Source organism: Pseudomonas sp. NBRC 111138 (genome assembly GCF_001320835.1).
Classification (GTDB): Bacteria; Pseudomonadota; Gammaproteobacteria; order Pseudomonadales; family Pseudomonadaceae; genus Aquipseudomonas; species Aquipseudomonas paracarnis.
This window is the reverse complement of sequence record NZ_BCBO01000053.1, coordinates 19,027-40,403: the sequence shown is the minus strand read 5'-3', so window position 1 is coordinate 40,403 and position 21,377 is coordinate 19,027. Positions and strand designations below refer to the sequence as shown.

Here is a 21,377-nt window from a genome sequence, read left to right as displayed (position 1 = left end):
AGGATCGCAAGAAAGAGGGCATCATCCCGCTGGGCAGCGTCGCTGAGAACATCAACATCAGCGCCCGTGGCGCCCATTCCACCTTTGGCTGGCTGTTGCGCGAAGGCTGGGAGAAAGGTAACGCCGACCGGCAGATCCAGGCGATGCGGGTCAAAACGCCGAACGCGGCGCAGAAGATCCTGTACCTGTCCGGTGGCAACCAACAGAAAGCCATCCTTGGCCGCTGGTTGTCGATGCCGATGAAGATCCTGCTGCTGGACGAACCCACCCGGGGTATCGACATCGGCGCCAAGTCGGAGATCTACCAGATCATCCATAACCTGGCGGCCAGCGGTATAGCGGTGATCGTGGTGTCCAGCGACCTGATGGAAGTGATGGGCATCTCCGACCGCATCCTGGTGCTGTGCGAAGGCGCCCTGCGCGGCGAACAACTGCGCGAGCACGCGACTGAATCCAACCTGCTGCAACTGGCCTTGCCACGCGGCCTGGCGAACTGAGAGACGACCATGACTATCCAAAACAACGCGCTGCCCTCGGCACGCAAACCCCTCGATATGCGCGCATTGCTCGATAACTGGGCGATGCTCTTGGCGGCGGTGGGCATCTTCGTACTGTGCGCGCTGCTGATCGATAACTTCCTCTCGCCACTGAACATGCGCGGTCTGGGCCTGGCTATTTCCACTGTGGGCATCGCCGCGTGCACCATGCTGTTCTGCCTGGCCTCGGGGCACTTCGACTTGTCGGTAGGCTCGGTGATCGCCTGCGCCGGCGTGGTTGCGGCGATTGTGATGCGCGATACCGACAGCGTGATGCTGGGCATTGGCGCAGCGCTGCTGATGGGCCTGATGGTGGGGTTGATCAATGGCATCGTGATCGCCAAGCTGCGGGTCAACGCCTTGATCACTACGCTGGCGACCCTGCAAATCGTGCGCGGCCTGGCTTACATCTTTGCCGACGGCAAGGCGGTAGGCGTGTCCCAGGAGCAATTCTTCGTGTTCGGCAACGGCCAATTGTTCGGCGTGCCGGTGCCGATCCTGATCACTATTGTCTGCTTCCTGTTTTTCGGCTGGCTGCTCAACTACACCACCTATGGGCGCAACACCATGGCCATCGGCGGTAACCCGGAGGCGGCGCTGCTGGCGGGCGTGAACGTTGACCGCACCAAGATCCTGATATTTGCCGTGCACGGCCTGATTGGCGCGCTGGCGGGAGTGATCCTGGCTTCACGCATGACCTCCGGCCAGCCGATGATCGGCCAGGGCTTCGAGCTGACGGTGATCTCGGCCTGCGTGCTGGGTGGGGTGTCGCTGAGCGGCGGCATCGGCATGATCCGCCATGTGATTGCCGGGGTGTTGATTCTGGCGATCATCGAGAATGCGATGAACCTGAAGAACATCGATACCTTCTACCAGTATGTGATCCGTGGTTCGATCCTGCTATTGGCCGTGGTCATCGACCGCATGAAACAACGCTGAGCCCAGGCGCTGTGAAAAACCAATGTGGGAGCTGGCTTGCCTGCGATAGCGTTGGTTCAGGCAATAATTGTGTAGCCTGTGCCACCGCTATCGCAGGCAAGCCAGCTCCCACAATTTAATCAGCGGTGAACTTGAAAATAGTGTGTTGGGTGTAAGTCTGCCCAGGATTCAAGCGGGTCGAGGCAAAACTCGGTTGGTTAGGCGCATCCGGAAAATGCTGAGTCTCCAAAGTAAACCCACTCCAATGCTGATAGGTCTTGCCGCCTTTGCCCTTCACCGAACCGTCGAGGAAGTTGCTGGTATAAAACTGTACGCCGGGCTCTGTGGTGTAGAGCTGCAAACGCCGTCCTGATTCAGGATCATGCACCTCGGCGGCCAACTGCTTGACGTCCCCTTTGGTATCCAGCGCCCAGTTGAAGTCGAAGCCACCTTGCTTGGGCTCGGCGAATTTAAGCTGCGGATGGTCTGCCTTGATGTGCTGGCCGATGGGTGTGGGCTTCAGGAAGTCCATTGGCGTGCCCTTGACCGGCGCCAGTTCGCCGGTGGGAATCAAGGTGGCATTCACCGGTGTGTAGTGGCTGGCGTGCAAGGTGGCGACCTGCTTGAGAATGTCGCCATTGCCCGCGCCGGCCAGGTTGAAGTAGCTGTGGTTGGTGAGGTTGAGCACCGTGGGCTTGTCGGTGGTGGCGGTGTAGTCGATGTGCAGTTCGTTGTTGTCGTTGAGGCGGTAGGTGACCTCGGTCTTCAAGTTGCCCGGAAAGCCCATTTCCCCGTCCTTGGACAGGTAGGTGAGGGTGACCCCCACCGAGTCTTTGTCCTTGACCGATTTGGCTTGCCACACCTGCTTGTCGAAGCCCTGGGCGCCGCCATGCAATGAGTTGGGGCCGTCGTTGAGCGGCACCTGGTAGCGTTTGCCGTCGAGTTCGAAGGCGCCGCCGGCCAGGCGATTGCCGAAGCGGCCGATGGTGGCGCCAAAAAACGCGGTACCGCCTTGATAGCCTTGCACGTCGTCGAAGCCCAGCACCACGTCGTCGAGCTTGCCGTGTTTGTCCGGCACCTTGAGCGACTGCAGCACACCGCCGTAAGTGATCACCGTGGCTTGCATGCCGTGGCTGTTGCGCAACACGTATTGTTCGACGGCGGTGCCATCGTTGGTTTTACCGAAGGGTTTGTGTTCGCTGCTAAGGCCGGCTGCGTGCGCGCCGCCGCTGGCGATCAGCATAGACAGCGCGAGGCCGGACAGCAGGTATCGAGGGTGCTTCATGGTCGAACTTCCTTTTGTTGTTTTGCTGGAATAGTTCTACTAATTTGAGATATTTTGTCGATATGACAGCAGATTTATAGCCTTTAACGCCGTTCTTGCAAAATAAAATAAGACTAATTAAGCGGAGCACTGATTGTTATGACTACCCAGCAAGCGATTTATCCCGACCTCAAGGACAAAACCGTGCTGGTTTCCGGCGGGGCTTCGGGGATTGGCGAGTTCATGGTGCGGGCCTTCGCCGCGCAGGGTGCCAAGGTGGCGTTTGTGGACCGTGCACAGAGCCAGGGTGAACGCCTGGCGGCGCTGCTGAACTCCAAAGGGCACAGTGTCGAGTTCGAGTGCTGCGATATCACCGACGAGATCGGCTACCGTGCGGCGATCGGGCGTTTCGAGCACTCCCTGGGGTCGATCACGGTACTGGTCAACAATGCGGCGAACGATGTGCGCCACAGCCTGGAAGAAATCGACTCGCACATGTTCGACCAACTGATTGCGGTCAACCTCAAGCACGCCTTCTTTGCCGCAAAGGCGGTGGTGCCCATGATGAAGGAGGCCGGTAGCGGCTCGATCATCAACCTGGGCTCGGTGGGCTGGATGATGGCCTCGGCCGGCTACCCCGTATACGCCGCCAGCAAGGCTGCCGCTCACGGCATGACCCGAGCCCTGGCGCGTGAACTGGGGCCCAACCATATCCGCGTCAACACCTTGGTGCCGGGTTGGGTGATGACCGAAAAACAACTGGCCATGTGGGTCGACGACGCCGCCAAGGAGCTCATCGCCCGCAGTCAGTGCCTGCCCGGCAGCGTGATGCCGGAACACATCGCCAACATGGCGCTGTTTTTGGCCTCGGATGCCTCGGCGATGTGCTCGGCGCAGAACTTTATCGTCGACGGCGGGTGGGTGTAGCGACACCAACAGGGCTCCCTGTAGGAGCGAGCTTGCTCGCGAAAAACGTCAACGATAACGCGTGTAGCCTGAGTAAACGCGGCGTCTATGAGTTTTTCGCGAGCAAGCTCGCTCCTACACATTAGGGCGAGTTCATTCGATGGGGTAACGCTTGAACGCCGGGTGCTGCTCCAGGCGTTCAGCATGGCGCTTGAGGTTGGGGAACGCATCGGCCTTCACCACCGAGGCCACGGTGAACTGGCTGAACGACCAGGCGACCGCTGCGGTGAGGGAGGCCTGGGTCAGCGCCTCGTTGCCCGCCAGTTGCTTGTCCAGCAACGTATAGGCCGCCAGCAATTGCCCGGTAACGCGCTCAAGCCAAGGCGCATGCAATTTTTCAGCGGGGCGCAGGTTGTGTTCATAGACGATCTGCACGCTTTTTTCACAGGCCGCCAGCGCGAGCCCAAGCAGTTGCAGGTCGCGGGCGCGTGCCGCCGGTTGTTGGGGCAGCAGCTTTTTGTCAGCCGGCGCCAGCGCTTCCAGGTAATCGAGGATCAGGCTCGAATCCATCAGCATCGTCCCATCGTCCAGCACCAGGGAAGGGGCCTTGACCACCGGGTTGATCTGGGCAAATTCAGCGTAAGTACTGAACACCGACAGCGGTTCATGCACAAAGTCCACCCCGTATAACTCCAGGGAAACAGCCACGCGGCGTACGTAGGGCGAGTCCAGCATTCCGACCAGTTTCATGCAGCCTCCATTGCTTACAGGGTGTTGGGCTCACGAGATTAAGGGCGCGGGCCTGGATTGCGCAACGGCGTTGTGCAGCAGCCGATACGCCTGCACCAATTGATCCAGGCTGAACGCCAGGTTGCGCCCGCTGGGGTTGGGCAGCACCCATACCCAGGCGTCGCCCAGTAGCTGCGCTTGCAAACCCCAGGCGACCTCGCGCTGGCCGGTCAGTGCGCTATAGCCGGGCTTGCCGAGGAACGCGACGAAACGCGGGGCATGGCGGCGAACTTTATGTTCGAGCGCCGCAGCCGCGTCCTGGAACTCATGCCGCGCCAACTCGCCTGCACTGGCCGTTGGCCGTGCCACCAAAGTGGTCAATCCGCAACCGTAGTGCAGCAAGGTGGCGCCGTCTTGCGGGCGAATTTCATTGGGCGTGAAACCGGCCAGGTGCACGGTGCGCCAGAAACGATTGCTGCGATTGGCAAAATGCAGGCCGAGGGCTGCCGAGCCCTTGCCAGGGTTGATGCCGCAGAACAGTACGTGCAAGTGGTCGGCGAGGAGGTCGTCGAGTCGATCATTCATGCCGGATCTTCCATGCTGATAGGTGTGACGAATCATCGACCTTTGGTTTAGTCTGGAGCGCTTAGTTGATCGCAAGCGCCTCTGGAGCATTGATTATGACCGAGTACGTACCTGCCAAAGTCTGGACCTGGGACACCGAAAGCGGCGGCACCTTCGCCAGCATCAACCGGCCCATCGCCGGCGCCACTCACGAAAAGCCGCTGCCGGTGGGCAAGCACCCGCTGCAGTTATACTCCCTGGCCACGCCCAATGGGCAGAAGGTCACGATCCTGCTGGAAGAGCTGCTGGCCCTGGGGCACAGCGGCGCGGAATACGACGCCTGGCTGATCAAGATCGGCGACGGCGACCAGTTCGGCAGTGGCTTTGTGGCGGTGAACCCGAACTCGAAGATTCCGGCGCTGATGGACCACAGCGGCGCCACACCGATTCGCGTGTTCGAATCAGGCGCGATTTTGCAGTACCTGGCCGAGAAGTTCGGTGCGTTCCTGCCCACGGAGCCCGCCGCACGGGCTGAATGCCTGTCGTGGCTGTTCTGGCAGATGGGCAGCGCGCCTTACCTGGGGGGCGGCTTTGGGCATTTCTATGCCTATGCGCCGAGCAAGATGGAATACCCGATCAACCGCTTCGCCATGGAGACCAAGCGCCAATTGGATGTGCTGGATAAGCGCCTGGCGGTCAGCCAATACATCGCCGGGGATGAATACACCATTGCCGATATCGCCATATGGCCTTGGTACGGTGGGTTGGTCAAAGGCCGTTTGTATGGTGCGGCAGAGTTTTTGTCGGTGCATGAATACAAGCATGTGATGCGCTGGGCGGATGCGATTGATGCGCGGCCGGCGGTGCAGCGTGGGCGGCGGGTGAACCGGGTGTCGGGGGATGATCAGTTGCCCGAGCGCCATGATGCAAGTGACCTGGATTGATACGATAACCACGTGGCGAGGGAGCTTGCTCCCGCTGGGGCGCGAAGCGGCCCCGCTCTTTGTTTAAAAAGGCTGGGACTGCTACGCAGTCCAGCGGGAGCAAGCTCCCTCGCCACAGTTGCCGCTTCTGCCTTCGATAGTATCCAGCTGATTGTTCGAGTTATTTGTAGCGCTGCTCAAACACCCCCACCTGCTCAGGCGTGATCAGCTCGAAAGGCACCCACACCTGCGCGTCAACTTGCTCGCCCTTGATCATCCGCACCGCCGCTTGCACGGCCTGGGCAGCCTGGGCCTTGGGGTCTTGGAACACTGAGCCCGCCAGCAGCCCGCGCTTGATCGCTGCCAGGCCATCGGGCAAGCCGTCGATGCCGACAATCGCAATCTCGCCCTTGGCCTTGCCCGCTTGCTGCAAGGCCATGGCCGCGCCAATCGCCATTTCATCGTTGTTGGCGACAATGGCATTGAACGGGGTACCGGCCAGCAACCAGTTGCTGGTCAGGTCCATCCCCTTGCTGCGCTGCCATTCGGCGCTTTGTTGCTCGACGATCTTGATCCCAGGAAAGTCCTTGAGCACCTGTTTGACCCCCTCGGTGCGGGCATGGGTGGCGTTCTGCGCAAGGTCGCCCATGACGATCGCCACGTTGCCTTTGCCACCCAGTTTTTGGGCGAGGTAACGCATCTGCAATTGCCCCGCTTCGATGTCGTTGGAGGCCACGGTGACCACGCCCTCAGGCAGCGTACGCTCATCCGGGTGGCGGTTGACGTACACCAGCGGTGTCTTCGCCGCCACGGCAGCGCGGGTGATGTTGGCGGTGGCGGCGGTGTCGACCGGCAGCACGATCACCGCATCGACCTTCTGGTTGAGAAAGCCTTCGACCTGATTGAGCTGGCGCACTACATCGCCCTGGGCGTCTTCGAATTGGATCTGCACGTCCTGGTGTTTCGCTGCCGCCTCCAGGCCGGTGCGCACATAGGTCATGAAGTTATCGTCCACCCGGGCAATGCTCACGCCGATGCGATAGGCAGCGAAGGTCCACTGGCTGAACACCAACAACAGCGCGGCCACTAGTAATGAATAACGGTGCATGAGGCTGTTCCTTTTATTGTTATAGGGTGAATGCCTGACGGAAACGCTCCAGGGCCGACTCGCTGTCGCCGCTGGCCCAGCCCTCCAGGCCGACCACACCGGTGTAACCCATGGCGTGCAAGGCCCGGGCAATGGCCGGGTAGTGGATTTCGCCCGTGCCGGGCTCCTTGCGTCCAGGCACATCAGCGACCTGGATTTCGCCGATGGCGCTGCCAGCGCGCTGGATCAATTCGATCAGGTTACCTTCGCCAATCTGCGCGTGGTACAGGTCCAGGTTCATCTTCAAATGCGGGCTGCCGACGGCTTCGATCAGGGCCAGGGTGTCGTCGGCACGTGCGAACGGTGTACCTGGGTGATCGACGGCGGTGTTGAGGTTTTCCAGCAGGAACACGCGGCCGGCGTCTTCTCCCAGGCGCGCGATTTTTTCCAGGCTCTTGCAAGCGCTCAGCCACATGCGCCCGGTGGTGTGGCTGACGGGCTGCACGGGCAGGCCGCCTTCACCCAGGCCCGTGCCATGCAGATTGAGGCTGGGACAATTGAGGCGCTCGGCAATGCCCAGGGACTCACGGGCGCTGTCGAGCAATTGGCGGATGCCGTCGGGGTCGGTGAGGGTGCCGGTGAGGTAGCCGGTCATCGAGGTGAAGTCCGCGCCGGTCGCCGCCAAGGCATTGATGTCCTTGTCGGCCCAACTCCAGATTTCGGCGCTGAAGCCCAAGGCATGAATACGTTTGACCCGTTCGATGAAGGGCAGTTCGAGAAACACCATTTCGGCACTGACGGCCAATTTGAACGGCATCATTAGCGGGCTCCTTGAACGGCCACGGCCTTGCCGGTTTGGTACGACTCAATGCAGGCACGGGCAATTGCCAGGGCTGCACGCGCATCTTCACCGCTGGCCAGGGGCTTGGCGCCGCTGCGCAGGCAGTCGACAAAGTGGTTGAGCTCGGCAATGTAGGCGTCGCGCAGCAGGTCGGTGTCCATCCGCTGGGTGTCTGCCTGGATGCCCTCGGCCAGGTAGCGCACCAGGTCGCAGTCGTTAAGGCTGCCCATGCTCAGCATGCCCTTGCTGCCGAACACTTCGCCGCGCACGTCGTAGCCATACACGGCCTGGAAGCTGGCTTCGGCGGTGGCAATGGCGCCGTTGTCAAAGCGCAGGGTGACCACGGCGGTGTCGAGCAAACCTTGGCTTTTGAATTGCGGGGCAATCAGCGCGTCGGCCATCACCTGCACCTGTACCACTTCGGCCTCAGGGTTGAGGTAGCGCAAGGTGTCGAAGTCGTGGATCAGGGTTTCGAGGAAGATCACCCATTGCGGTGAGTTGGCCGGGTTGTTCAGCGCCGGGTCGCGGGTCAGCGAGCGTAGCAGCTGCGGCGTGCCAATACGTCCGGCGACGACGTCGAGGTGCGCAGTGCGAAAGCTCTTGGCGAAGCGCCGATTGAAGCCGACCTGCAACGGCACCCGTGCATCGGCAGCGGCGGCGATGGCGCGGTCGGCTTCGTCCAGGGTAATCGCCATGGGCTTTTCGCAGAAGATACCCTTGCCGGCGCGTGCGGCGTTGATCACCAGCTCCGCGTGGCTACGGGCAGGGGCGGCGATGAGCACGCCGTCGATGTCCGGGTCGTCCAGCAGCTGTTGCGGGTCGGTGTAGGCCTTGTCCACCCCCAGTTCTGCTGCCAGGCGAGCGGCCTGGCCTGGGACGGGATCGGCGATGGCGGCGAGGCAGGCACCGGGGATGTGGCGTGCGGCGGTAAGGCCATGGAAGCTGCCCATGCGGCCGGCACCGATCAAGCCCAGGCGGATGTTCTGTGTACTCATGAAGCGACCCCTTTTGTTGTTGTGGGCCCCCAGGACCGTCCTGGGTGACATTGGGGCAGGAGCAAGGCCTGTGCCAATTTATAACTGGCTGATTTATATGGGGTTATTATTTTAATTAAACAAAAAGTGTTCATGTTTGTGACATGTCTATACTGACATGTCGAAAATATGAACATGGATAACCGCAATGACCCAGGCGTTCAGTGTGCAAGACCTCGAATACCTCACGAACCTGGGGCCTGCCGCGCTGAACGACGGGCCCATTGCCGCGTTGGAACAGGCGTGGCGCCAATGCCTGGCTGGCCAAGTCGTGCGTCCCGACGGCGTACGCCAAGTCATCTGGGATTCCTGGCGACGCAGTGTCGAGGCGGGTATCGAGCCCGGTAACAGCGACTACCGCTTTGTTGCGCCTCATGTGCTGGCGGCGACCCTGGCCCACCATCGCGCCCTGATCGCCGCCGCCGCGCAGGTCATGCATGGATTGCTGGCTTACAACCCGCGGGGGCATATCAACCTCACGGATGCCGAGGGCACGACTCTGTATTTTTGCGGGCTGGACATCACCCCGGTGGGCAGTCGCTTGCTCGAATCGGTGCAAGGCACCAACTGCACCGGCCTGGCCCTGGCCGAAGATCGCCTGGTGTATGTGCTGGCTGAAGAAAATTTCGCCAGCGGCCTGCGCCAGCGCCACATGCACTGCGCCGCCGCGCCGATCAAAGATGCCCAAGGCCAGACCCTGGCCATGCTCACCCTGACCGCCGAGCCCGGCTGGTTTCATTTCCATACCCTGGGCACCGTTCAAGCGGCGGCCGAAGCGGTGTCGCGGCAGATGGCGCTGCAGGTGTTGCTGGAAGAACAACAGGCCGTACTCGAAGTGCTCAACGAAGGCTTGGTGGTGCTCGATGAGCGTGGCTGCATCAAGGCGCTCAACCGTTATGCGCGGCAATTGTTCGGGGTAGGGCGTGAGTTGATCGGCAGTCCTTTCCAGCGCCTGGGCCGCAGTGAACTGAGCGACGCGCTGGGTGAGCCTGTGCGCGACCGCGATTGCACCTTCCACTTGCACGACGGCAGCCAACTCGCCTGCCTGGTTTCGGTATGCCCACTGGAGCAGGGTGGGGTGATCGTGTCGGTGCGCGAAAACCGCCGTATCCGCGAGATTACCCGGCGCATTATCGGCACCCAGGCCCGCTATACCTTCGAGACCATCCTGGGCACCTCGCGGGCCATACAAGACGCACTGCACTTGGGGCGTATCGCCAGTCGCAGCGAGTCCACCACCTTGATCCTCGGCGAAAGCGGCACCGGCAAGGAACTGTTTGCCCAGGCCATTCATAACGGCAGCGAGCGTTGCAACGGCCCGTTTGTGGCGGTCAACTGCGGCGCGATCCCACGGGACCTGGTGCAGAGCGAACTGTTCGGCCACGTCGAAGGCGCGTTCACCGGCTCGGCGCGGGGTGGGGCGGCAGGCAAGTTCGAACTGGCGGATGGCGGCACCATCTTCCTGGATGAAATCGGCGACATGTCCTTCGATGCCCAGGTCAGTCTGCTACGGGTTTTGCAGGAGGGTGAAATCACCCGCGTCGGGGCCAAGCAATCGCGGCAAGTCGACGTGCGCATCATCGCCGCCACCCATCGCAACCTGAGCCAGGCGGTGGCCGAGGGTGCGTTTCGTGAAGACCTTTACTACCGACTCAACGTGCTGAACCTGAGCGTGCCGCCACTGCGCATGCGCCGTGACGATATCCCATTGCTGGCGCGGCACTTCCTGCAGCGCTGTGCCCGCTCGCTACGTAAAGCGGTACAAGGTTTCGCGCCGGATGCGTTGGCGTTGCTGTCAGCCCATGGTTGGCCGGGCAACGTGCGGGAATTGGAGAACGTCATTGAGCGGGCGACCAACCTGGCGATGGGCGAGCTGATTCAATCGACCGACTTGCCGCTGGAAACCCCGCAACGCACCACGTTGCGCGCCTACCAGCCCCAGCCCGCGCAGGATTTGAGCAGCCATGAAATGCACGCCATCGTTGCCGCGCTCACCAGCACCCGCGGCAACATTCGTCTGGCCGCACAGCAACTGGATGTGTCGCGGGGCGGTCTGTACAACAAGATGAGTCGGTTTGGCTTGAGCGCCGCCGATTTCCGTGAGCGCTGAAACCTCAAGCCAAACCGATCAGCTGCACAGGTTTTCCGGGGTCACTATCTGCGGCGGTATATGCACGCGGTGCCTCAATGGGTCAAACCCCTCATCACTCTGCAAGCGCACCAGCAACTCCACCAGCGCCACGGCCGTCTGCCGTGGCTGCGAGTCCATCACCACATCAATCAAGCCGTTGCTCAATGCCTGACGCGACAAGGGCGTGGACTCTTGCAGGATGCAGCACAGCGTCGGGCGCTTGGGCAGTTGCGCCAGGGCGTTGATCACACCGTCGCCACCACCGCCCACCACGCATAACCCACGCAAATCGGTATGGCGGCTGAGCAGGTCGAGCGTGGCTTCTTCGGTGATGTCGCAGTTGTCCAGGTTGATCAGCGGCTCCAACGGCTTGAGCCCCGGCGCGTGTTCGGCCAGGTAGCTGTGCAAGCCCTCGACCCGTGCCTGATGGCCGAGAAAACGATGGCCGCCCAACAGGATGCCCACGCTGCCTTTGCGTGCGCCGCAAGTGCGCGCCAACAGCCAGCCCATGGTGCGCCCGACCACGTGGTTGTCCTGGCCCACATAGGGTTCGGCGGCGTGTTCATGGATGTCCGAGAGCAGGGCCACCACCGGCACGCCCGCTGTGCGGATCTGCGCCAGGCAGGCGTTGATCAACGGATGGGCGAAGCTGACTACCGCGAGGGCGTCGCACTGCACGGCCAGTTGTTCGATTTGCGCGACGATGGCGGAGGGCGTGCGGTCGTTGATGTAGTCGAACTGGCAGCTCAGGTTGGCGGTGGCGTGATGCTGCGCTGCCTCGCTGATGGCGTGGGCCAACTGCGCATAAAAGGCTTGGGCTGTGCCCAGCAACAGCACGCCGAAACGGTAGGTGGGCCGACGTTCGCGAATGCGCTGGCCGATCAACCGTGCGGCGAAATAGCCCACCGCTTCGGCGGCCTGGAACACCTGTTCGGCCGTGCCGGGGTTGACCGGCGCGCGGGCGTTCAGCACGCGGTCGACGGTGGCTACGCTGAGCCCCGCATGGGCGGCAACGGTGGCGATGGTTGGGCGTTTGTTGTTGTGCATGGCAGGCCCCTTGAGCGTCTTGATAGAAAACTATCAAGCCCCGCTGGGCCTGGATGATAGCTTGATAGGGAATGGATTCAAGGCCTTGAGGGTGATTTAACCGCGCTCTATCGTGGGTTTCGCAAAGCCCCTGAAACCCACGCTTGCGGAGAACAATAACAATGCCTGGACACACCGCTCACCGCGCTCGGCGCGACTACAGCCTCACCGGCCCCGAAGCGGCCCGCGCCGCCGACAAGGGCCTGGTCTCGGCCCGTTGGTACCAGTCGCCCATCCCGCGCAATCGCATGAAGGCCCTGATGCAACGCCGTGACGGCCCGGCCTTGCGCGACACCGCCCTGTGGTTCTCGACGTTGTTGGCCACCGGTGTCGGCGGCTACTGGTTCTGGGGCACTTGGGCCTGCGTGCCATTCTTTATCGCCTACGGTGTGCTCTACGGTACGGCCTCCAACCCGCGCTGGCACGAAACCGGCCACGGCACGGCCTTCAAGACCCGCTGGATGAACGATGCGCTGTATCAGGTGGCGAGCTTCATGTGCCTCTTCGAACCCCACGTGTGGCGCTGGAGCCATGCTCGTCATCACACCGACACCATCGTCGTCGGCCGTGACCCGGAGATCGTCGAACCGCGCCCGCCAAGCTTATGGATGATGGCCCTCAGCCTGTTCAACCTGCCTCTGGCCTGGAAGACTTTCAGCGGCGTGGCCCGCCATGCGCTCGGGCGAATGAGCGCCCAGGAGCAGGACTTCATCCCCGAATCAGAGTGGCCCAAGGTGTACCGAGATGCACGTATCTGGGGCGGCCTCTACGCCCTGATCATCGGCACCGCGCTGTACCTGCACAGCTGGTTGCCGCTGATGCTGGTGGGCCTGCCCAGCCTCTATGGCGCGTGGCTCGGTTACCTGTTTGGAATCAGCCAACACGTGGGCCTGGCCGAAGATGTGCTCGACCACCGCAGTAACTGCCGCACCATCTACATGAACCGCGTGCTGCGCTTTATCTACATGAACATGAACTACCACCTCGAACATCACATGTACCCGATGGTGCCTTACCACGCGCTCAGTCAACTGCACGAAGAGATCCGCAGCGACTGCCCGCCGCCGTATGCCAACTTGTGGCAGGCCTACCAGGAAATCATTCCGACGATCTGGCGCCAGCGCAGCGACCCCGGCTATTTCGTCCAACGCCCCACCCGTGGCGAGGGAGCTTGCTCCCGCTGGGCTGCGCAGCAGCCCCAATAACCCTTCAGACCTACACCGTACAGACGAATCCAGGGCCGCTTCTCAGCCCAGCGCGAGCAAGCTCCCCCCACAGAGTAAGAGCCAGTCATTGGAGATAAATGTATGAACGATCAATGGATCGACGTCTGCGCCGTGGGCGAAATAGAAGCAGAAGACGTGCTGCGCTTCGACCACGGCGCGCAGACCTACGCGGTGTTCCGTTCAGCCGATAACGAATTCTTCGCCACCGCCGGCCTGTGCACCCACGAGAAAATCCACCTGGCCGACGGCCTGGTGATGGACCATGTGATCGAGTGCCCCAAGCACAACGGGCGCTTTGATTACCGCTCCGGCAAGGCCTTGGGCGCGCCGGTGTGCGTCAACCTCAAGACCTACCCCGTGCGGGTGGATGCGGGGCGGGTGCTGCTCGCCGTCACGGCCGAAGGATGAACGCCCCCCTGATCATCGTCGGCGCCGGCCATGCTGGTGGCCGTGCGGCACTGACCCTGCGTGAAGAAGGCTACAGCGGGCGCCTGATCCTGATCGGCGATGAAGCGCATCTGCCCTACGAACGGCCACCGTTGTCCAAGGGCTTGCTGCAAGGTTCGAGCGACCTGGCGCAATGCAGCCTGTGCGACAGCCAGCAGTTGGCGGCGCTCGGGGTCGAGCATATCGCCGCCAACCCGGTCAGCCGCCTGGAGCCCCAGCACCACCGGCTGCAATTGGCCGATGGCCAATGGTTGACCTACGCCGGCCTGCTGCTGGCCACCGGAGGCCGGGCGCGACGCTTACCCCAAGAGCAGGCCAACGTGTTTTACCTGCGCACCCATGATGACGCGTTGGTCTTGCGCAATGAATTAAAGCCAGGCGCCAGGCTGGTGGTGGTCGGCGGTGGTTTTATCGGCTTGGAGGTGGCGGCGACAGCGCGGGGCCTGGGCTGCGAGGTTACGTTGCTGGAAGCCGGGCCACGGTTGGCAGGGCGGGTTTTGCCGCCGGTGATCAGTGACGCGTTGCTGGCCTTGCACCGTGAGCAGGGTGTGGATGTGCGTTTGAACGTCGCGCTGGAGTGCATCCACGTCGACGCCGTGCAACTGGTCGACGGGCAACGGCTGCCCTGCGACCTGGTGGTGGTCGGCATTGGCATGCAGCCCAACATCGAGTTGGCCGCGGCGGCGGGCTTGGAAGTCGGGCAGGGCATTCGTGTCGACGCGCAGTTGCGCACCAGTGCGGCGGATATCTATGCGGCGGGGGATGTGTGCGAGTTTCGCCTAGCGGACCTTTATCAGCGCCAGGAAACCTGGCGCAACGCCGAAGCCCAGGGCCGTCTCGCGGCGTTGAACCTGCTGGGGCGGGAGCTGGCGTTCGAGACGATCCCGGGTTTCTGGTCCGATCAATACGCGTGGGGCTTGCACACCGTCGGGGTGATGACGGCGCTGATGGTTCGCCGGGAATTGCCAGACGGCGGCCAGCTGCTGTTCTACCTGGACGACCATCACCGTTTGCAGGGCGCCTGCAGTTGGGCCTTGGGTAACCGCGCAGCCAAGGACATCAAGCTGTGCGAGCACTTGATTACTGCCCGAATCCCGCTCAACCCGGCCAGCCTGGCCGACCCTGAGGTATCCCTGAAGCTGTTATTGCGAGGCTGACCATGCACCAGTTGTTAGTATTCCAATCGATGTGGGCCATGCAAACCGAGCCCGGCAGCCTCGAAGCGCAACTGGACCGCATCGCCGCCGCCGGTTATGACGGCATCACCGACCATTACTGGGCACCTGCATCGGTGCAGCGCCTGCACGCGGCGGCCACGGCCAGGGGCTTGCAGATTGAAGGGCAACTGTTCCCGCAATCGGTGGAAGATCTAGCCAGGGCATTGGAGGTGATCAGCCGTCACGGCTGTCACCACCTCACCTTGCAAGCCGACGTGCGCCCGCGTACCCAGGCCGAGGCGGCCAGGCTGATCGACGGCTGGCAACGCCTGGCCGAACAGGTGGACTTCCCGATCCTGCTGGAAACCCACCGTTACCGGCTCACCAACGACCTATTGTTCACCCTCGATCTGCTGGCACAGATGCCCGATCTGAAACTGCTCGCAGACCTTTCCCACTACGTGGTTGGCCGCGAGTTGCCCGAGCCCGGCAGTGTGGAAGACGACGAACAGATACGCACCATCCTGCGTCACAGCTGGGGCTTTCATGGCCGCATCGCCAGCAGCGAACAGGTGCAGGTTGGTCTGGATTTCCCCCAGCACCAACCGTGGGTCGAGCGGTTTACCGGCTGGTGGCGCTACGGGATCGAACACTGGCTGGGCCGCGCTGACAGTCCGCAGAGCTTGTCCTTCACTTGCGAGTTGGGCCCGCCACCCTATGCGATTACCGACGCACAGGGCCGCGAACTCACCGATCGCTGGGCCGAGGCGCTCAAGCTCAAAGCCCTGATTCGCCTGGTGTGGGCCAGTTGCCATCGATGATCTGCTAATCTGCGCGGGTTCACCGCCCTCAGCCTGTGGAATGCCCATGAAAACCTGCCCCGTCCGTCCCCCGCTCGAACCACAATCGGTGTGCCACCCGATCACCAGCAGCGCGATCTTCATGGTCGCCACCCTGGCGCCCGATGCGGTTGAAAACGTGCGGGCCTGGTGCGCCGACATCGCAGGCCTGGTGCGCTCGGTAGGCAAGCGCGTGCCCTCGGGCAACCTGACTTGCGTTTGCGGGTTTGGCTCGGATGCCTGGGACCGCCTGTTCGGCGCGCCGCGCCCGGCGGCCTTGCATCCGTTTCGCGAGTTCGGTGTGCAAGGGCGCAAGGCAGTGTCGACCCCCGGCGACATCCTGCTGCACATCCGTGCCGAGCAGATGGACCTGTGTTTCGAGCTGGCGACCCAGCTGATGGCGGCCCTGGGTGATAGCGTGAAGGTGGTCGATGAGGTCCAGGGCTTTCGCTACTTCGATATGCGCAGCATCATCGGTTTCGTCGACGGCACCGAGAACCCGGTGGGGCGCAAGGCCGAGGCGTTTACCCTGGTGGGCGATGAAGACCCTGAGTTCGAAGGCGGCAGCTATGTGCTGGTGCAGAAATACCTGCACAACATGACCGCGTGGAATGGCTTGACGGTGGAGGCTCAAGAGAAGGTGATCGGGCGCACCAAATTATCGGACATCGAACTGGACGAAGACGCCAAGCCGAGCAACTCCCACAGCGCCCTGACAGTGATCACTGACCAGGACGGTGAAGAAGTGAAGATCCTGCGCGACAACATGCCCTTCGGCCGCCCAGGCGCGGGCGAATTCGGCACTTATTTCATCGGCTACGCACGCTCGCCTCAGCCTCTGGAACAGATGCTGGAAAACATGTTCGTCGGCCGCCCGGCCGGCAATTACGACCGCTTGCTCGACTTCAGCACGGCGGTGACCGGCGGCCTGTTCTTCGTGCCCTCGGCCGACTTGCTCGAAGCACTGGCCGACCGCCAATAACCTGTAGGAGCGAGCTTGCTCGCGAAAAACGTCAACGATAACGCGGGCATTCTGTATGTACGCGGTGGCCTTGGGTTTTTCGCGAGCAAGCTCGCTCCTACAAGGGTCAGGTAAGCAGGCCGGTGCTGACGGCCACGATCAAAAACACCCCCAGCAGCGCACGGTAGATCACGAACGGCCAGGTGGAGAAACGCTCCAGAAATTTCATCAGGCCCCAGATGGCAAAGAACGCCGAGATGCTCGCCACCACCAAGCCAAAGATCAAGTGCGGCCAGGCGTGGGCGGGCAGGTCGGCGCGCAGCAGCACCCACAACTCTTTCAAGCCGGCCAGGGCGATGGCCGGCAAGCCCAGCAGGAAGGAAAACCGCGCTGCCTCTTCGCGTTTGAAGTTCAGGAACAGCGCTGCGGTCAACGTGGAGCCCGAACGCGATACGCCCGGTATCAACGCGCCAATCTGCGCAACTCCCACAATCAAGGCATCGCGCAGGCGCATTTGGCTCACGTCGCGTGTATGCCGGGCACGCAGTTCGGCCACTGCCAGCAGCACCGCCATCACCACGCAGGAAATGCCGATCACCATCAGCCCGCGCAAGGGTGAGTTGCACGCATTCAAGGTCGACGACAACGCCAGGCCGGCGATGCCAATCGGTACGGTTGCCAGCACAATCGCCACGGCGAGCTTGAACCAGCGGTCGTTGTAGTCGCCCCGGCGCACCGCACTGATGCTGCCGGTGGTGACCTGACGCACATCGCGCCAGAAATAGCTGACTACCGCCGCCAGCGCCGCCAATTGCATGGCCGCGGAAAACGCCGAGCCGGGGTCTTGCCAGCCGAGCAGGGCGGGCACAACGCGCATATGGGCGGTGGACGACACCGGCAGCAATTCAGTAATGCCCTGGATCACCCCAAGGATGAAGATTTGCAGGTAATCCAGGGAGGCAAAGCCCACATCCAGGCCGGCGGTACAGACGTTGGTCAAAATACGTGTCCTTGAGCAATAGGGGAAACCGGCGAAGTTTATTCTAAATGTTTCAGGATTTCGGCCAGGGCAACCGCTATTTGCAATCGGTTCAGCTAATAGAAAGGATTCGCCAGGCCATTGGCGTGGGCAGCACTTTTGTGAACAATGGCGCCCTGCGTTTTTCCACCGAGAGCCCCATGCCCGAAACCACCGTCGAATTGATCCAGACCGGCCCCGAAGAAGCTGAACTGATCCGTAATCTTTACCAGTACTACGCCTATGAGTCTTCGGATTGGGAACAGGAAGATGTCGAGACCGATGGGCGTTACTACATCCATGACGAACACCTGGCTCGCTACTGGAGCGACCCGCAATGGAGCGCCAACCTGTTGCTGGTAGACGGCTATATCGCCGGTTTCCTGTTGATCGAAAGCAGCGAACTGCCGGGCATCGACGCCCTGGAACTGGCTGACCTGTTCATCCTCAAGCGCTACCGCCGCAAAGGCATCGGCCGCGCCATCGCCAGCCAGGTGCTGTGCAGCGGCTCGGCCAATTGGTTGGTGCGTTTCTATGATCAGGACGAGGTTTCCCAGGCGTTCTGGCGCACCGTACTGGATAACTTGCCGCGTCCGGTGCAGAGCATTGAACTGGACGATGAGCCGCAGTTGGTGAGCTACCTGATTACCCGGGCTTCGTTGCATTGAGGGGTTGGGGCTTTCTCTCGATGAGCATAGATATCTGAACAAGGCTGTGGCGATCAACCCCGTAACCACGATGCGAAGCGAGCCGCTCGTGATCTTGCTCTTGATCTGCTCTTGATCTGCTTTTGACCTTGATCTTAGGCGCCCCGTTAAACCACGCTGGCCGGAATTCGACAGGGATTTGGGGGGTAAACCGGCAGGGATGCCGGTTTAGCCGCCCCGCGCCATGGATGGCGCGTGGCGGCGGCCCCCCAAATCACTGGCGGATTACGGGCACACCGAGCCTAAGCGAGGTGCCGAGTGGTGGGGCAAGAGCCCTTTGGTTACTTTGGGGCTTTTCCAAAGTGACCCGCCGTCAGGGCGGAACCCTAAGTGGCCGTTACCGCAGGAATGGATATGTACGCAATCCAACTGTGTCGGCTGTCAGGCCGCCTTCGCGAGCAAGCCCGCTCCCACAGTTTGATCGCGGGGTGTCAGGTAGGTAAGTGTCGGCTGGTAGGCCGCCATCGCAGGCAAGCCAGCTCCCACATTGGATCATGGCACTTCAGGTAGATAGGCGTCGGCTGTCAGGCCGTCACGGGCCTAGCCCGGGTTGAACAGCACCTGCTGCATCGCCTGGGGCGGCTGCCCGAAGGCCCTGAGGAACGCCTGGCGCATGCGCTCGCGATCACCAAACCCGGTTTCGCGCGCCACCACTTCCACCGGGTGGCGGCTGGTTTCCATCATTGCCCGCGCAGCTTCCACCCGCAGGGCCTCAATGGCCTTGGCCGGGGTCTGCCCGGTTTCTTCGCGAAACACCCGGCTGAACTGGCGTGGGCTGAGCCGGGCGACGTCGGCCAGTGCGTCCACCGACAAATCATGGGTGAGGTTTTCACGGGCATAGGCCAGGGCCAACTGCACGCGGTCGGACTTGGGGTCCAGTTCCAGCAAGGCCGACAGTTGCGACTGCTCGCTGCCACGGCGCTGGGCAATCACCAGTTTGCGTGCAATGCGACGGGCCAGGTCGCTGCCCAGGTCGTCCTCCACCATCGCCAGCGCCAGGTCGACCCCGGCGCTCATGCCCGCACCGGTCCACACCTGGCCGTCGACAATGAACAACTTGTCCTCTTCCAGGCGAATATCCGGGTAACGCTTGCGAAACGCGGGTGCGTGGATCCAGTGGGTGGTGGTGCGCTTGCCAGCCAGCAGGCCAGCCTCGGCCAGCACAAAGATGCCCATGCATAACGACGCCACCCGGCGCGACTGCGCGGACGCGGCCTTGACCAGTTCCAGCAGGTTGGCTTCCGGCAGGCGAAACTCCAGGTAGCCGCTGACAATCAAGGTGTCATAGCCCTCTGGGCGCAGCGCGCTGGTGTTCACCGAAAAGCCCTGGGAGGTCATCACGGCGCCGCCGCTTTCCGACACCAGGTGAAACTCATAGGCCGGCTCGCCGCGCAGCAGGTTGGCACACTCGAACACCGAGCCCAGGCTGAGGCTCAACGACTGGAAATTCGGGTAAACCATCAGCGCAACGCTGTGCATTGCATCTCTCCAAGGGGCAGGGGAGAGGCGATTGTCGGCGTGTGCCGGGCAAACGGCAACCGACTTTCGTGCGTGTCCGGAATCCTTGCGGATATGACATTGTGAGCCAATGCCGCGCTGCCTAACATGAGCCCAACGCACTAGACGACTGGTCTAATCGCAGAGGGGCAAGCATGAGCAACGCAAGCAGCAGTGCGCGGCAAGCGATTCTTGAACGGGCGCAATCCATTGTCGGGGCCAAGGGGTTTTCGGCGGTGGGCTTGAACGAGATCCTTCAAGCGGCGCAAGTGCCCAAGGGCTCGTTTTATCACTACTTCAACTCCAAAGATGCCTTTGGCGTGGTGTTACTCGATACCTATTTCGACCACTACGTCGAGGGCATGCAGCAGCTGTTCGATCAGCCGGGATTGACCCACCACGCCAAGCTGATGCGTTATTGGCAAGGCTGGATCGACAACCACACCGGCTGCACCGACGCCGGCAAATGCCTGGCCGTGAAGCTTGGGGCGGAGGTCTCCGATCTGTCAGAACCCATGCGGCTGGCGCTGCAACGCGGTACTTCGCGCACCATCGACTTGCTTGCCGTGGCCCTTCAACGCGGCGTCGAAGACGGCTCGCTCAGGTTCGAGCAGGCCCCCGAAAGCCTGGCCAGGCGTTTGTATGCGCTATGGTTGGGAACCAGCGTCATGGGCAAGATCACCCGTACCACCGCGCCGTTCACCGAGGCGCTGCTGCTGACCCAACAGTTGTTGGGCAGCCCTGAAAACCCTGTTATTCACATCGATCGAGGCACTGGAAAATGAAAGTATTAATGGTACTGACCTCTCACGACCAGCTTGGCGATACCGGGCGCAAGACCGGCTTCTGGCTCGAAGAATTCGCCGCACCTTATTACGCGTTCAAGGACGCTGGCGCCGAAGTGGTGCTGGCTTCTCCGGCCGGCGGCCAGCCGCCGTTGGACCCCAAGAGCGATGAACCGGATGCGCAAACCGAGCAGACCGAGCGCTTCGGCAAAGACCCGGCTGCGCAGCAAGCCCTGGCGACCACCGTGAAGCTGGACTCGGTCAATGCCGCCGACTTCGACACCGTGTTCTACCCAGGCGGCCACGGTCCGCTGTGGGACCTGGCGGAGTCGCCGGTGTCCATCGCGCTGATCGAAGCTTTCGAGCGGGCCGGCAAGCCCGTTGGCTTTGTGTGCCATGCACCGGGTGCCTTGCGTCACGTCAAGGCAGTTAACGGTGAGCCGTTGATCAAGGGCCGCCGCGTCACCGGGTTCTCCAATTCGGAAGAGGCCGCTGTGCAGTTGACCGAGGTCGTGCCGTTCCTGATTGAAGATGAATTCCGTAAATTGGGCGGCCTGTATGAGAAGGGCGCCGACTGGCAATCCTTCGTCATTGTCGACGGTTTGCTGGTGACTGGGCAAAACCCAGGCAGCTCCAGCGAAGTGGCCAAGGCCCTGCTGACACTCTGCGCTTAAATTAATCAACCGATCTACGCGGTGGCGACTCCCAGGAGTCGCCACGG

The 21,377-nt window shown here is 61.9% G+C and carries 22 protein-coding genes; 13 read left to right on the top strand and 9 right to left on the bottom strand.

All coding sequences use genetic code 11. From position 1 onward, the window contains the following. Positions 1 to 497: ATP-binding cassette domain-containing protein (locus APH41_RS09875; protein ID WP_156359040.1), on the top strand; the 497-nt coding region annotated here is incomplete at its 5' end. Between the two features lie 9 nt (positions 498 to 506). Continuing rightward, entirely contained in the window at positions 507 to 1,475 is a 969-nt protein-coding gene (gene araH, locus APH41_RS09870) for an L-arabinose ABC transporter permease AraH (RefSeq protein WP_054918732.1), read from the top strand. A gap of 115 nt (positions 1,476 to 1,590) precedes the next feature. On the opposite strand, the gene APH41_RS09865 is transcribed toward araH, so the two are convergent. Continuing rightward, a complete protein-coding gene (locus APH41_RS09865; RefSeq protein WP_054898567.1) occupies positions 1,591 to 2,739 on the bottom strand; it encodes an aldose epimerase family protein in 1,149 nt (382 codons plus the stop codon). Between the two features lie 138 nt (positions 2,740 to 2,877). Here APH41_RS09865 and APH41_RS09860 point away from each other — a divergent pair, with 138 nt between their 5' ends. Further along, positions 2,878 to 3,645, top strand: a complete 768-nt coding sequence (locus APH41_RS09860; RefSeq protein WP_054918730.1) for an SDR family NAD(P)-dependent oxidoreductase — start codon at positions 2,878 to 2,880, stop codon at positions 3,643 to 3,645. Positions 3,646 to 3,777: 132 nt separating this feature from the next. On the opposite strand, the gene APH41_RS09855 is transcribed toward APH41_RS09860, so the two are convergent. Both APH41_RS09855 and mug read right to left on the bottom strand, forming a co-directional pair. Continuing rightward, positions 3,778 to 4,374, bottom strand: a complete 597-nt coding sequence (locus tag APH41_RS09855) for a glutathione S-transferase family protein (RefSeq protein WP_034127278.1) — start codon at positions 4,372 to 4,374, stop codon at positions 3,778 to 3,780. A gap of 30 nt (positions 4,375 to 4,404) precedes the next feature. After that, on the bottom strand, positions 4,405 to 4,938 hold the full coding sequence (gene mug / locus APH41_RS09850) for a G/U mismatch-specific DNA glycosylase (protein ID WP_054918728.1): 534 nt from the start codon (positions 4,936 to 4,938) through the stop codon (positions 4,405 to 4,407). Between the two features lie 95 nt (positions 4,939 to 5,033). Here mug and yghU point away from each other — a divergent pair, with 95 nt between their 5' ends. Continuing rightward, positions 5,034 to 5,861: a glutathione-dependent disulfide-bond oxidoreductase gene (gene yghU / locus APH41_RS09845; protein ID WP_034127280.1), complete on the top strand. Its 828-nt coding sequence runs from the start codon at positions 5,034 to 5,036 to the stop codon at positions 5,859 to 5,861. 160 nt (positions 5,862 to 6,021) lie between these two features. Here yghU and APH41_RS09840 read toward each other — a convergent pair whose 3' ends face one another. The 3 genes from APH41_RS09840 to APH41_RS09830 are packed head-to-tail and all read right to left on the bottom strand — an operon-like array spanning position 6,022 to position 8,763. Next, entirely contained in the window at positions 6,022 to 6,948 is a 927-nt protein-coding gene (locus tag APH41_RS09840) for a sugar ABC transporter substrate-binding protein (protein WP_034127281.1), read from the bottom strand. A gap of 19 nt (positions 6,949 to 6,967) precedes the next feature. Further along, complete coding sequence (locus APH41_RS09835; RefSeq protein WP_054898562.1) at positions 6,968 to 7,747, bottom strand: TIM barrel protein; 780 nt, start codon at positions 7,745 to 7,747, stop codon at positions 6,968 to 6,970. Further along, entirely contained in the window at positions 7,747 to 8,763 is a 1,017-nt protein-coding gene (locus APH41_RS09830; RefSeq protein WP_054918726.1) for a Gfo/Idh/MocA family oxidoreductase, read from the bottom strand. Before APH41_RS09830 ends, APH41_RS09835 begins: the two co-directional genes overlap by 1 nt. A gap of 187 nt (positions 8,764 to 8,950) precedes the next feature. On the opposite strand from APH41_RS09830, the gene APH41_RS09825 reads away from it, so the two are divergent. Next, a complete protein-coding gene (locus APH41_RS09825; protein ID WP_054918724.1) occupies positions 8,951 to 10,912 on the top strand; it encodes a sigma-54-dependent Fis family transcriptional regulator in 1,962 nt (653 codons plus the stop codon). 18 nt (positions 10,913 to 10,930) lie between these two features. On the opposite strand, the gene APH41_RS09820 is transcribed toward APH41_RS09825, so the two are convergent. Next, entirely contained in the window at positions 10,931 to 11,980 is a 1,050-nt protein-coding gene (locus tag APH41_RS09820; RefSeq protein ID WP_054898559.1) for a LacI family DNA-binding transcriptional regulator, read from the bottom strand. A 161-nt stretch (positions 11,981 to 12,141) separates the two neighbouring features. Here APH41_RS09820 and APH41_RS09815 point away from each other — a divergent pair, with 161 nt between their 5' ends. The 5 genes from APH41_RS09815 (at position 12,142) to APH41_RS09795 (ending at position 16,670) form a co-directional block, all read left to right on the top strand. Further along, on the top strand, positions 12,142 to 13,224 hold the full coding sequence (locus tag APH41_RS09815) for a fatty acid desaturase family protein (protein ID WP_054918722.1): 1,083 nt from the start codon (positions 12,142 to 12,144) through the stop codon (positions 13,222 to 13,224). 102 nt (positions 13,225 to 13,326) lie between these two features. After that, the gene (locus tag APH41_RS09810) at positions 13,327 to 13,653 is read left to right on the top strand and encodes a MocE family 2Fe-2S type ferredoxin (RefSeq protein ID WP_034127287.1); all 327 of its coding nucleotides are present in this window, start codon (positions 13,327 to 13,329) and stop codon (positions 13,651 to 13,653) included. Further along, positions 13,650 to 14,849, top strand: a complete 1,200-nt coding sequence (locus APH41_RS09805; protein WP_054918720.1) for an NAD(P)/FAD-dependent oxidoreductase — start codon at positions 13,650 to 13,652, stop codon at positions 14,847 to 14,849. The genes APH41_RS09810 and APH41_RS09805 overlap by 4 nt, the downstream gene beginning before the upstream one ends. A 2-nt stretch (positions 14,850 to 14,851) precedes the next feature. Beyond that, positions 14,852 to 15,670 carry a sugar phosphate isomerase/epimerase gene (locus APH41_RS09800; RefSeq protein WP_054918718.1) on the top strand — a complete coding sequence of 273 codons (819 nt, stop codon included), beginning with the start codon at positions 14,852 to 14,854 and terminating at the stop codon, positions 15,668 to 15,670. A gap of 46 nt (positions 15,671 to 15,716) precedes the next feature. Continuing rightward, positions 15,717 to 16,670 (top strand): Dyp-type peroxidase, encoded by a 954-nt coding sequence (locus APH41_RS09795; protein ID WP_054918716.1) that lies wholly within the window; start codon positions 15,717 to 15,719, stop codon positions 16,668 to 16,670. Positions 16,671 to 16,776: 106 nt separating this feature from the next. Here the strand turns inward: APH41_RS09795 and APH41_RS09790 are convergent, their stop codons facing one another. After that, positions 16,777 to 17,649 carry an undecaprenyl-diphosphate phosphatase gene (locus APH41_RS09790; RefSeq protein ID WP_034127291.1) on the bottom strand — a complete coding sequence of 291 codons (873 nt, stop codon included), beginning with the start codon at positions 17,647 to 17,649 and terminating at the stop codon, positions 16,777 to 16,779. 47 nt (positions 17,650 to 17,696) lie between these two features. Here APH41_RS09790 and APH41_RS09785 point away from each other — a divergent pair, with 47 nt between their 5' ends. Beyond that, positions 17,697 to 18,335: a GNAT family N-acetyltransferase gene (locus APH41_RS09785; protein WP_054918714.1), complete on the top strand. Its 639-nt coding sequence runs from the start codon at positions 17,697 to 17,699 to the stop codon at positions 18,333 to 18,335. Between the two features lie 579 nt (positions 18,336 to 18,914). Here the strand turns inward: APH41_RS09785 and APH41_RS09780 are convergent. Beyond that, positions 18,915 to 19,853 carry a GlxA family transcriptional regulator gene (locus APH41_RS09780; protein WP_034127293.1) on the bottom strand — a complete coding sequence of 313 codons (939 nt, stop codon included), beginning with the start codon at positions 19,851 to 19,853 and terminating at the stop codon, positions 18,915 to 18,917. Positions 19,854 to 20,026: 173 nt separating this feature from the next. On the opposite strand from APH41_RS09780, the gene APH41_RS09775 reads away from it, so the two are divergent. Then, positions 20,027 to 20,656 carry a TetR/AcrR family transcriptional regulator gene (locus tag APH41_RS09775; RefSeq protein WP_054898552.1) on the top strand — a complete coding sequence of 210 codons (630 nt, stop codon included), beginning with the start codon at positions 20,027 to 20,029 and terminating at the stop codon, positions 20,654 to 20,656. Further along, positions 20,653 to 21,330, top strand: a complete 678-nt coding sequence (locus tag APH41_RS09770; RefSeq protein WP_054898551.1) for a type 1 glutamine amidotransferase domain-containing protein — start codon at positions 20,653 to 20,655, stop codon at positions 21,328 to 21,330. The genes APH41_RS09775 and APH41_RS09770 overlap by 4 nt, the downstream gene beginning before the upstream one ends. Positions 21,331 to 21,377 lie beyond the last annotated feature (47 nt).